This is a genomic window from Ruegeria sp. AF2, assembly GCF_056542025.1.
In genome coordinates this window covers 1-12378 of sequence record NZ_JBQFZC010000009.1, presented here as the reverse complement: position 1 = coordinate 12378, position 12378 = coordinate 1, and the positions used below count along the sequence as shown (strand labels likewise).

Here is a 12378-nt window from a genome sequence, read left to right as displayed (position 1 = left end):
TAATATTCCTGATCGAGTAATAGAAGAAACATTACAACACGAAACGACCACACAGTGCTCTGGGCTACCGCCCTCCGGTCTCAGCATCCATCATCCAGATGGACCAAACGCCAGTCGTGCACTAACAATCAAATTGGACCACTAAAGTGGGGCTGATCAGATCAAAACAGCTTCTTTGAAATCCAGACACTCAGCCAATATGCAAAGAAAGACTAAGTAACATGAGTACTAAGAAACTGCGAGTGCTGGTTATTGCTGAAGCCGCAAACCCTGAGTGGGTGAGTGTCCCCCTTGTTGGATGGTCGCTGTACAACGCACTACGAGAAGTTGCGGATGTTCACCTAGTGACGCAAATACGAAATCGCGAAGCAATAGCGCGGGCGGGGCTACAAGAAGGCACCGATTTCACCGCATTAGATTCCGAGGCACTAGCACGGCCCATGTGGAAAATCGCCAGTGTTTTGCGCATGGGAGAGGGAAAGGGATGGACCACCGAGGCGGCGATTAGTGCCATCGCTTATCCCTATTTCGAAAAACTCGTCTGGAGAAAGTTCGGCAGCCGCATTCGGGAAGGATACTATGACATTGTCCATCGTATTACACCCCTTTCACCAACCGCCCCAAGTTCTTTGGCAAAACGATGTTTAAGGGCAGGCGTCCCATTTGTGCTAGGGCCACTGAACGGGGGCGTGCCTTGGCCTGACGGATTTGATGCAGAGCGAAGACGAGAACGTGAGTGGCTATCTTATGTGCGAGGAGCCTATAAACTCCTGCCCGGAAGAACTGCAACATTGGCTTCGGCAAGTGCTATTTTGACGGGATCAAGATACACTGAAAGCGAGATCCCAAAACAATTTCAAACAAAGTGCATTTATATTCCTGAAAACGCTGTCGATATGACGCGCTTTAACCAAGTCGCTTCTCATTCTGGCAATTTACCTTTGCGCGCATGCTTCATTGGGCGCCTCGTACCGTACAAAGGCCCTGACATGTTAATAGAGGCCGCTGCCCCATTTCTTGCTGACGGACGAATGACACTAGATATCATCGGTGATGGCCCGATGATGCCTGATTTGATAGCGACCACTCAAAACCTTGGAGTTACAGGTTCAGTATTTTTTCATGGCTGGGTTGAACACAAGGATGTCCAAGAAACCGCGAGCAAATGCCAGTTATTAACTTTTCCAAGCATCCGCGAATTTGGCGGAGGTGTGGTATTGGAAGCAATGGCAATGGGACTTGTGCCAGTTATAGTAGACTATGCTGGACCGGGCGAACTGGTAATTTCTGGCACGGGCTACAAGGTCCAGATAGGATCTCGCGACGAGATAATCGAGCGGTTTCGAGATGAGTTGGAGAGCATTTTAAACAAATTGGATGAACTAGTGGAAGTATCAGACGTTATTAGAGAATACGTGAGAAACCACTTTACCTGGCAAGCCAAGGCACAACAGATAAGCGACGTGTACGATTGGGTTACCAAACGCTCAATCGAGAAACCCACCCCATTTCCCGTAAAATTACCCATTGTTGAGCAAAAGATGAAGAAACCTCACTTTTCTTCTTAAAGGCTAATTCTCAAGTGTTGGACATCCCATCCAGTTATTCGGCTACTGGCAGAGAACCCTCTAAATGGTTAGGCAGGATCTTCCGAAAAGCACCTGTTTCATCTCCTTCCCAACTTTGGGTGACATAGTCGCGCGCGGCATAAAACGACACTCCAGCGTCGCAAAAAAGATCGTAGGTCGCACGGAATCTTTCGGTCTGGGAAATTTGATCAGAGGCCGCATCTAGATACCCGGAAAGCGGCACCCATTCGGACGGGCACGTGCTGTCGGATGGAAAAATCGGCAACACATCTGGCGGACTCTCCCAAAACACGTTGCTGTTGAACCCATGCTGATTGGGCACGTCTGATCGGTAACCATCATCGGGCGCATGGGCCATTTTCGTCCAGTTCAATCCGAGTAAATCCAGGACTTCGTGATCGTAGGTCATGCGAATGGCACCAGCGGCGAACACACCTATGGAAGGTGTGCCCGGAAGTGCGTTCAGCTTGTCTCCAAGCACACGTCCCGCATCCGCGATCGCAAATTCTATGATCATACTGCCTTTTGTTTGCACAAAACGGGCTCCAGCCACCAAGGCAGTCACGACGAATGGTACAATCAGCAAGGTTGAAATCTGCCACCGCGGCCGATCTTTGGGGACCCAGCTCGCCAACCCAGCCACAATGATGGGCAAAGCCAGCGGCAGAAAATACAGAAACTGCCGATGTGATCCGAAGTGGTCTCCGCCAAGTACGGTATAGACCATTACACCGCCTACGATCAGATAGACCGAAAGCCAGAAGGCCCCCCTTTGCGCCCAGCCCCCACGTGACAGCACCATCGCACCAGACAGACAGAAACTGACGAACAACAAGACATTCTGCGGTTCGTGTAAGTAAGACAACACATAGCGCGCGCCGAGTTCAGCTTGCGCCAGAAGATCAGTCGAGGTTTTGGCATAGAAGGTGTTGGGAACCGGATAACCAAAATAACTCAGCCGCCACGCTGTGGCGGCGGCAAAACTCCCCGCGCCTGCCAATCCGATCACAAGCCCGGTCAACAGACCTGGCACAGCAAAAAGTAGCCAGCGCAATACGTAAAACCCCGCAAGCGCCATGGTCAGTGCGATCCCTTCAGGTCGCGTCACAGGCAACAGCGCGGCCAGCACCGCTACCCCCAAAACTAGATTACCGCGCGGCCCTGCCCTGTCGATCCGGCATAAGAGCCAAACCATCACTGCGATCACCATGACCCACAGCGTGACATCCATCAGCGACCAGATCATCCAGCCGAAAAACGCCGGGAAGGCCAGAAAGGCCGCCCCGGTCAGAAGCGCGGGGATCGGCCCACTTTCAGCTGTCAACTCCCGGGTGATCCGCATGGCGCTAAAGAGTGTAACCCAGGCAAACACGGCGCTAAGCGCTGCCAGGCCTATTTCAGGCGTGCTTGAGATCCAGAAGGCCACAGCGTTGATCAGAGTCCAGATAAGCGAGGTTGAGCCTTCGACCCGCTCGCCGCCGATATTGTAGACATAGCCATGCCCCGCCGCGAGGTTGCGACCATAAACCTGCGTGATGTTGGCATCGTCAATGCCAACCGTCGGCATCAGAACCCAATATGCCAGAGCGGCACCTAGCATGGTGATCAGAAGCGCCACCAGCGCCGTCAGTCCATGATCCGAACGTGAAGAATAGGCCATATGTCAATGCTCGAGCAAAAGTTCGATATCCTTTGAAATCTCTGCATCCGTCAGAATGCTCAAATCGGGATGGGTCGGGAAATTGATCAGCCGCTCGTAAATGGCACCGACCTGTGGCAGCGGTGCAAGCGGCGGGTACTGCCGGGCAATATCCACACCAAGCTTCAGGGTGGCAAGACGTGCATGATCAATCGGACGTGGCAACAATACGGGTATGCTGTTGGTGACCGGGGCTCCATCCGTTGGCAAAAGCGATGCGGCGCCCGCGTCCGTGAAGAGGGCGGCAATGCGGGTACGCTGTTCGAGATAACCGGGTTTCCACTTAGCGACGTTTGCAAGCCGCGCAATCAGAAACGCACATGAGATGTCAGAGATTTTGCCATTGTTTAGCCAGTATTCTGGCGCCTCTGGTATCCGGTCGTAGTTGATCAGCAGGCGCAGAAACTGGGCCGCCGAAGCTGGCGATAGCACCATCCCCCCTTCACCCAATCCATAGGGTTTCGTGTGGTGCAGGCTGAAAACCTGCCACGGCCAAGGCGGAATGTTGCGCGCCATCCCTGCAGCGTTGTCTATGATGAGCTGCTTGCCAGTTTGCTTGGCAAAAGCGATGAACCGGTCAAAATCTCGTACCAGACCAAAAGGGTTGGTAACGATAATGCCATCATAGCTGTCGGCCTCCAGCGTCAGGATATCGTTGAGGTCCATGACGCCCTGTTCGTCGCAATCGACGAAAGACATGTCCGAGAAATATCCTCGCCCGAGGTTCTTGAAGCTGAAGGCAGACCCAACCCACCTCAGTTTCGGCACCCCTGTGTCAGCCGCCAGGGCTCGTGCAGCCATCTCCAGCGCGATCCCAGCATTGGCACACGGCGTCAGCGTCAGTTCAGAACCCAGCGACATATGCGTGGAGTAATCGGCGACCAACTGGTCATAAAGAGGTCCAAAGTTGGCCCATTGGTTCATGGCCGAGCAGGTTTCCAACAAGCCGGCGACCAAGGGCATGTCCGGATTCTTCGCCTCAACGAATTTCACAGCTAAGTGTGGCGTGGTGAATTTTCGGGCTTTTTTTTCAGCCTTTTCCATCCCAATTCCCTTGAGGGTAATGCTATAATTTAGCCGCTCTTCAATTGTACGTGCATCTCGAGGAATCTGCTTCAAAGCCTTTCCAATAAGCGTTTCAAACTATCCGGTTCAACTTGAAATCCGTTGTCGACCGGGTCTCCGACAAGGAAAGCGTAAGACAAGCCCATCCTGTCAGTAAACTCTTTATATACCATCGAAAAACGATCTGGTGGCTGTATGATCAAAAAGGCACCACCATCGGCAACGGAAAAAAGCGCGTGGGCGATATGGCTGCCTTCGACACCAGCAACGACACGAGCCCCCATAGACAGTCGGGTAATTTCCTCCCCATCCATTTTGTCAGGGTCGATGATCACGAAGCCCTCGGCCTTCAGTTCTTGGGCAATTTCAGCCTCATTAATCAATTCACGACGCTCGCCACCGCGCCCACGCAGGATATAAACGCCCCGTCGGTCCGGAAGAGGTCCATCAGCACACACAAACCGACGCGCCCGCGCCCGCAGCTCCTGATACCTCGCTGCCCGGAATGCATTTTGTCCGACATCTGAGTAAACGGTCAGATTCCTGACACGGCCACGCATAACCACAGGCGGTGCAGCCATACCGAAGACCTTACGATATCCCTCTTCGTGCCAGCGGGGTAACGCGCATAAGGTGATTGGATGATCATTCGGCCCGGGCAACAACTCCATGGGCAGGTTGTCCCACATGAAATGACCGAAATGCTCACTTCCGACCCTGCAGGTCACAAGTTGTGCACTGTCCAACTCCTGCCATTCTCTCTGGGGCTTCCCAAACAATCTGTCGTTGCCCGCCCCATAGCGCCCCCGCAATGCACCCTTATAAAGATACGCGCCTGAAACCAGTACATCTGACATCTCGTAAGACAAGGTCGGCCCGTGGTCCATTGGCGCGCCCTTGATCAAAACCTGTTCGATATCCCAGCTGCGCCAAGGAGCAATCCTTTGCACTTTTTCCAGGTCTACTTCCGAATACACCGCAGGCTGGCTTGAGGAGCGCTCACCTGGGGCCAGTTCGTGAACACGATCTGCCCTACTCAGAAAGTCGCCCCCGCGCCCCCGTGCCAAGCGCGCGGCCATCCAACGCATTTTGATAGTGTCGATCACCACAAAAGAATCCTCTCTGGTTGGGAAGCCGGCACTTTACAACTGTACAGACAAGGCTTGGCAAGGTCATCAAACATACAGCGATCAGGCAAGGCTCAGTCTTTGAAAAAGTGGATCGCGAGCGGATGACGTTTTAATCAAGGATTTGATCTTTTCACTCTATGAGGAAAGAGCACGCGTGGTCCGCGTCTGGTGATACCAAATTGCGTTTCATCATAAATTTCGGAGCTTATGCCGTTATTTTTGCCTTCTGGCCAGAAGGTTTTCGAAAACAGATTTCCCTCTCGCTAATTCATCCCTATTCAAAAACGGGGGAGAACAGATGTTGCAAACCCAGGGCTGTGGTTATGGTTACGTGGTTGTTGTCGTGATATGCGGCTCTTCCATCCTTCATCGCTGAACAAATGTCGCCCGTACAAAACTCCGGCCAGGTTTCCAGAAGTGTGACATTCGGGCGGCGCAGCACGGGTTCGAGCGCTCGATTAGTGTTGTACATTCGTTGTTTCAAATCTTTGCTTTGAACCAGTGTACGGGCCATAAGTTCGCTGTCATCCATGCCACGTAGCGCCGCATCGCGTGCCAAAAAATATGATAGATAGTTTGAAATTTCTGGCGGATGTTCCAATACGAACACCCTGTCAGATTTATTCTCCAGTTCATCAACGGTAAAATGAAGAGCCTTTGCAAAAAGTTGTGGCTGATCATCCCCAGAAAGCCCGCCAATTGATGGAAACAACTTGGTCGTTGTTCCTTCATCCAAGCCGACGCCCTTACCCTCAACATGATAGGCCCAGCGACTCACTAAAAGCACCGCCTTCAAATCCGGCAATTCTTCCAAGCCTTGCTGAAGAGACGTATTTGCGGTTTCGCATTTCCTGTCTTCTAATTCTGGCTGAAAGCTCTCGTCCTTTCCAATCCCGAACACAGGTGCGCAGCCAAGCTGCCAAACAACCAATGTAGGCACGCCAGCCGATCTTGCGGCAGCCTCTATACCAGCCGACAAAGCAACAAGGTGGCTGTCTCCCCAAATCAATACTTCAGGGTCACCTTCTGGGCCGATGTGGCAAACTGTGCTGCCCGGAAAGGCGTAGCTCTCGGAAAGACGGCAGGTCGGTGTATCCCATCTGAAGTCCTGTGAAGCTTCAATGTGGGTACGTACATCGTGGGGGAAGCGTTCGACTATCCCATCCCCAAGATAGATCACCGCGCCACCGCCTAGGGTGATTATCGAGGCTCCGGCAGCGCCTCCCAAAAGCGCCTGAGGTTTCAGATTGCCAAAACGAACAGGTTTTTCAATGAACCGTAAGGACGCCCAAGCCAATATCACAGAGACGCCGATCAACATCACTCGTACCAGCAGGCTCAATTCCTCACCCGAATAGTATTGGGCCAGCACGATCACCGGCCAGTGCCAAAGGTAGAGGGAATAGGAAATCAACCCGATGAAGACGAGCACCGGATGGTTCAATGCCCAATTGACGGGATTGTCATGTTTACCGTTTCCGATGATCAGAACTGCGCCCAGAACCGGCGCAAGGGGCCAGATCCCCGGGAAACTCTCGTCCGACGGGATCAGCGTCACGGACCCAACAATCAGCAGTAAGCCGATCCAGCTGACAAGCGGATGTATGGACCATCGCCAGCCATAGCGATGCCCAAAGATCGCCAGACAAACACCAGCAAGAAGCTCCCAGGCCCGGAAGGGGAACAGATAGAAAGCCGCGGGCTGAGACAGGGAGGTGAAGCCAATACATGCCACCAATGACACCAGCCCAAGACTAATCAGGATAACTGGCAGCCATTTTTGGGCACGTCGTAAAAGCAAAAGAAAAAGCGGCAATATGATGTAAAACTGCTCTTCGACCGCCAGTGACCACGTATGTAACAAAAGTTTCTCGTCCGCTGCGGTGTCGAAATATCCCGCAGACAGGTAGAAATAAACGTTGGACAAATAGACCGTAGAGGAGATCAACTCTTTGCCCAGCTCTTGAAACTCGAACGGCAGAAGGACAAACCAGCCGACCACAAGGCAACTGATCGCCATCGTGAAATAGGCTGGTGCCAGTCGCCGTATCCGGCGGAGAAAAAACTGGTCCCATCGGATCCCACCCGTCTGGGTGAGTTCCGACCAAAGCAACCCGCCAATCAGAAAACCGGAGATGACAAAGAAGATATCAACGCCAACAAACCCGCCACCCAGACCGGGGAGCGAAAAATGGAAAAACACAACCGGCAGGATCGCCAAGGCGCGCAATCCATCGATTTCACGTCTGTAGTCAGATGATGAGACCGTCATCCTTTGTCCCTAGAAGTACTCAATAATCAAATTTACCGATACACCCAACCTTTCGACACAAGATAAACCCAAGCCGCGTTCGTCTGTTATCAGAGCTTTTCAGAACACGTCGGTGGTTTCGTACAGTACGATCTGGTTCGGTTTCAGTTTAGGCGACGGCAAATCAGGGCTGCAAGGGTTGTTTTTAGGGTGTCTTTTTCTTGATCTCCTTCCATTTTTAAACTCTGCACAGTTCTGCCGTGGCAGACATCAGCGGGTGTTCGACTGGTGATGTTCTCACTGTGTCGATGAATTGCCTGCAGAAGTCGCTGAGACGAACATAACGAGCATTCGCAACACCGGATGCGCTTTGATATGCGGGCTAAAGTGATCAAATGTTCTCAACACAGAACAGTGTCTATTAGGCGCTTTGGATTTTGAACGACCGTCGCACAATTGCAGCAAGTGCGTCACGGGATCATTATTCTTGCTCCAGCGGCAAAAAAATGTCTCATCCTCTGCGGCCTTCAGCGTGGCCGCCGCTAAACATTTGGCCTAAAACCAAATCCGGCACTGGTTCTTTTGGGGTGTTTCGTAATACTAGCGGCGCAATTTGAGCGGTTATTTTGTATGCAGGCCAAAGATCTATACGACGACTATCTTGCACGAAGGCATTTCGGCTCGCTTGACGGGCTCAGGTGTCTTTGCATCGGCGCAGTACTGTGGCACCACAGCCCGCTCTTTGATCCGGGTCAGGAACCTTTACGCCTGTTGGATCGCGGCTTCCTTGGTGTGGACCTGTTCTTCGTGCTCAGTGGGTTCTTGATTACGACGCTTCTACTGCGCGAAGAGGCCCGTAAGGGGCAATTTTCTATTGCGGGCTTCTACTGGCGTCGGGCGCTGCGGATCCTGCCGGTCTATTTCCTGATCGTGACAGCCTTATCGATCTATTACATCGCGTTGAAAGGCGAGACCCAATATGTGCCGTTGGTCAAGTTCTACTATTTTTTTATGGCCAATTTCCTGACCGAAGAAATCCCGCTTCTAGCACCAACCTGGTCACTTTCGGTCGAGGAACAATACTACCTGCTCTGGCCGCTGGTCCTGCTTTTGACCCTGCATATGCGCCATATCCGCGGCTGGCTTTTGGCGGCGGCCATCGTATTTTGTGCCTATGCCCAACAATGGGGGATGTGGCCAGGCCCGCTGCGTACCGAGAACGCGGTCTGGGCACTACCGGGGGGAGCTTATGAGGCCATCTTGTTGGGCTCATTTCTGGCTGTATTGTTGAATAATCGTCGTGGCTACATGGTACTGTCACGCGGCCTTGGTGGTCGATGGAGCGCGCTGATCTGGCTCGGTGTCTTGATAGTTGCTCTGGAATTTCTACCCGTAAACCTGACAGGTTGGCCACAGCTTGTTGTGCATCTGATCATGGCGCTCCTGCTGGGGTCGTTGGTCGTGCGGGAGGACAACGCATTGTCCCCTGTTCTGTCACTACCACCCGTCGCGCGGGTAGGTGCGATCAGTTACGGCGTCTACCTGTATCATCTGATCGGGTTGGATTTCACAACCCGCGGCCTGGCATTTCTGGGCGTCTCCGCGGGTGATCTAAGCTGGTCGCTTCTGGTCACTCTGGCTTATATTCCGATCTCTATCGCAATCGCTGAAATAAGCTTCAGAACCTATGAAAACTACTTCCTGTCATTCAAGCGCCGAAAGCCATTCCTCGGCCTGCTACAGAAGCCCTGATTTCTGTAGAAAAAGGGCGGTAGAGGAATGCTCAACCGCCCTGAGGATCTGAGTGGCCGGTTCAGCCAATCATATAGACCAATTCGGCTTCGTTATAGATTTCCGTCGGCAGGGTATCGGAATGCGGATCATGACCATCTGTCAAGGCCGCCCAAAGGGCAGCGCCATGGTCGTCCATATCACCCTCTTCACCAACATAGGACATATTCACGGAGCCCGAGCCCTCTGTCACCGACAGGGTGATCGTATCATTGGTGTAATCGACCACCAGATCGGCGTCATGGTTGCCTGCCAAACCATTGAAATACACGTCGGAGAACTCCCCGATTATCTCATCGACGGACAACAGCTCATATGTGCCGACGGAAAGGCCAGAGAGGTCCAGATCAAGCGTACCCAGACCAAGGTTCGCGCCCGAAGCGACGTCCGGGTCGTCACCGAAGGCACCTGAGCGGAACTCCCCGATCCCGCCGATGTCGCCATCCTCGGCCGAGAAGGCCAACGTACCATCTTCGGCAAGGCGCAGCACGGCGGTGTCGCCTGTTTCTCCATCGAAACCGACCTTGGCATCGTTGCCTTCAACATGAAGGATCGCACCAGCCTCGACATCGTAATTGGCACCATCTGTGGCCAAAATCGCCTGACCATCCGTGACGGTGGTCTGGGCACTCCCGCTCATATCACCGGTATTGACGAAACGGCCGCCGTCGACATTGAGCACGAGTGTATCGTCGTCGCCATAGCCATTCATCCACAATTGGCCGACATTGGAGACCTGAATCGTGCCGCCATCTTCGCCGACCGTGGTGTCGCCAGTGACAGTCAGCTTGCCATTACCAACGGTCAGCGTACCGCCGTCGCCCAACTCGAGGTTCGCAATGACAGTTGTGCCACCGTAACTGACCCAATTGCCGCCCAGATCGACACTGTCGCCGGCAACGCTGCCAGGCAGGTCTTCGGTCGTCCAGTTGAGCCTGTTGTCCCAGCGGATACCATCCCCCAGATCGCTGGGCACGAACCGCACAGTTTCAGCGATGACGCGCTCCTCGACGGCCAAGCCAAAGCCGGTCTGGAAGAAGTCAATGATCAGGTCGGCGTCCACATAGTGATCAAGTTCGCCGTCGGCCTGAGCCCGCAGAAACGCCACCAGATCCGGAATATCTGCATTCGGATCGCCCAGAAGTTGCTGGGTGAAATTCTGAATCGTGGTCGCGTTAAGAATGTCCGTGTTGAGACCATCAATATTCTGGTCTGGTTGCTCTTCTCTTGAACCATCCCAGTTATATACGATGGTGTCGTCATAGAAAGGGTTCTGGGTGTGACCAACAGCATAGCCTGCCCATTCCTTATAAGCTATCTCTTCCGGATTGTCGGGGTTGGCCAAGTGCGCGATGATATTGTCTATCATCGTTGTATCCAGACCGTTGTTGTGTATCCCTATAGATGGCGCGCCAGTATGTTCTGCCACGTGATAGCCTGCCGAGGTCACGACGTTGTCTGCAAAAAGTGTATAATTGCCAATGTAGCCCGAACCGTTCCAATTGCCCCCGGCAAAGTTGCCTGCCGCGTTGCTGTTTGCGAGGACGTTGTCCTCGATGAAGCCGCCTGAGCGGATCATCATCGCATTGTTTGCCGCATTCATCACAATGTTGTCGCGGAATGTGACATCCAAGTTGTTGTAGTCAATGTAGACACCGTGACTGAACACACTCGGAGGTTGGCCACCAGAGGTCGACAAATTCGGGTCATAGTCTGGAGCAAACCCATTTTGATCAAACAGAGTATTCTGGATGAGCAGACCATCAGTATTGCTCATTAGAATTCCCGTCGCGCCCTCATAGCCAGTCCAAGACCCGCCCTCCAATGGTGACGTAAGATAAACATCTGTGACTGTTGAGTTATTCAGGGTAAATCCAACGGCACCGTCAACCAGCAGAGTATTGCTGTTGAAATCCACATTGTCGAACAACAGGTGAGATCCAGTTAGAGATTGGACCCCACCGGTCACCTCCAGATCGGAGAAGACAATATAGTCGCTTTGTTCGGCAATGATCGAGATGTTGTCATGAAGGGTTGGGCGGTCTCCGTCACCATAAGCGGTAATATGAATCGGATGCAGGGGGCTCTCACCTTGAGTGCCCCATTCGATGATGCTACCCAGCCCATCATACTCATATCCGCGCTCAAACAGGAGCCAGTGCGAGGACGGCTCGGAGCCGGAACCCGTGATCTGACGCCACAGCATCATCCCGGCCTGACTGTCCAGCGCCATACCTTCACTGCCGCCGTATTCAGGATTGTTGACAAGCCATTGCGCCGTAATCTGGTCAGCACGCAGCCCCTCAATGGCGGCGATATCCGAGATGCTCAGCGCATCATTGCTGCCCGAAACATAGACCTCACGGTGATTGTCACCATGCTCGACAACGACATTCCCGTTCTCATCCTGCTCGAGCATGTAGAAGTCACCTTTTCCCCAGCCATCGCCCTGCGTGGTCGGCTGCACGTTCACAGTGCTACCATGCACTTCGGTGGCACCGCCTGCATAAGTGACTTCATAGGTAAAGTTTATCTGACCCGAAAACTCCTGCTCGTGGCTCATCACCAGCGCCAGTGTATTGTCCGGGTTCACGGTCAGGTTCCCGTGATCCGGGCCTTCCAGAATAGAAATACTTTCAACGGATTCGCTATTTTCCACCTGTAGCGTTGTCACTCGACCGCCAGCCACGGAAAAGGCCGAATCCACGTCTACGGGTGGGATTCCGCCACCATCCGAGTTGCCATCCTGATCACCTGGTGTCGGATCAACAGGTGTCGGATCAACAGGATCATCCTCAACGGGATCTTCGTTCACCGGCGTCTCATCGACAGGCGTCTCGTCAACGGGTGTCT

Annotated in this window: 7 protein-coding genes and 1 pseudogene; 3 read left to right on the top strand and 5 right to left on the bottom strand. The window is 53.1% G+C overall.

Going from position 1 to position 12378, the window contains the following annotated elements; genetic code table 11:
• Positions 1 to 26: 26 nt before the first annotated feature.
• Positions 27 to 125, top strand: a pseudogene (locus ACR0NM_RS19155) (integrase core domain-containing protein); the annotation flags it as partial.
• Between the two features lie 96 nt (positions 126 to 221).
• Complete coding sequence (locus ACR0NM_RS19150) at positions 222 to 1568, top strand: glycosyltransferase family 4 protein (RefSeq protein WP_170567812.1); 1347 nt, start codon at positions 222 to 224, stop codon at positions 1566 to 1568.
• 34 nt (positions 1569 to 1602) lie between these two features.
• Here ACR0NM_RS19150 and ACR0NM_RS19145 read toward each other — a convergent pair whose 3' ends face one another.
• From ACR0NM_RS19145 to ACR0NM_RS19130, 4 genes are all read right to left on the bottom strand, one after another.
• Entirely contained in the window at positions 1603 to 3249 is a 1647-nt protein-coding gene (locus ACR0NM_RS19145) for a hypothetical protein (protein ID WP_480616229.1), read from the bottom strand.
• Between the two features lie 3 nt (positions 3250 to 3252).
• Positions 3253 to 4332, bottom strand: a complete 1080-nt coding sequence (locus ACR0NM_RS19140) for a DegT/DnrJ/EryC1/StrS family aminotransferase (protein ID WP_480616227.1) — start codon at positions 4330 to 4332, stop codon at positions 3253 to 3255.
• 71 nt (positions 4333 to 4403) lie between these two features.
• Positions 4404 to 5459, bottom strand: a complete 1056-nt coding sequence (locus ACR0NM_RS19135) for a glycosyltransferase family 61 protein (protein WP_170399638.1) — start codon at positions 5457 to 5459, stop codon at positions 4404 to 4406.
• Between the two features lie 298 nt (positions 5460 to 5757).
• The gene (locus tag ACR0NM_RS19130; protein ID WP_480616225.1) at positions 5758 to 7755 is read right to left on the bottom strand and encodes an acyltransferase family protein; all 1998 of its coding nucleotides are present in this window, start codon (positions 7753 to 7755) and stop codon (positions 5758 to 5760) included.
• Positions 7756 to 8364: 609 nt separating this feature from the next.
• Here ACR0NM_RS19130 and ACR0NM_RS19125 point away from each other — a divergent pair.
• Entirely contained in the window at positions 8365 to 9486 is a 1122-nt protein-coding gene (locus ACR0NM_RS19125) for an acyltransferase family protein (RefSeq protein ID WP_480616223.1), read from the top strand.
• Positions 9487 to 9547: 61 nt separating this feature from the next.
• On the opposite strand, the gene ACR0NM_RS19120 is transcribed toward ACR0NM_RS19125, so the two are convergent.
• On the bottom strand, positions 9548 to 12378 hold a 2831-nt coding region (locus tag ACR0NM_RS19120; protein ID WP_480616221.1), incomplete at its 5' end, for a right-handed parallel beta-helix repeat-containing protein.

Excerpts from the sequence above, each read along its gene's own strand:
- ACR0NM_RS19150 (WP_170567812.1), top strand. The coding sequence starts at position 222 with ATGAGTACTAAGAAACTGCGAGTGCTGGTTATTGCTGAAGCCGCAAAC.
- ACR0NM_RS19145 (WP_480616229.1), bottom strand. The coding sequence starts at position 3,249 with ATGGCCTATTCTTCACGTTCGGATCATGGACTGACGGCGCTGGTGGCG.
- ACR0NM_RS19140 (WP_480616227.1), bottom strand. The coding sequence starts at position 4,332 with ATGGAAAAGGCTGAAAAAAAAGCCCGAAAATTCACCACGCCACACTTA.
- ACR0NM_RS19130 (WP_480616225.1), bottom strand. The coding sequence starts at position 7,755 with ATGACGGTCTCATCATCTGACTACAGACGTGAAATCGATGGATTGCGC.
- ACR0NM_RS19125 (WP_480616223.1), top strand. The coding sequence starts at position 8,365 with ATGCAGGCCAAAGATCTATACGACGACTATCTTGCACGAAGGCATTTC.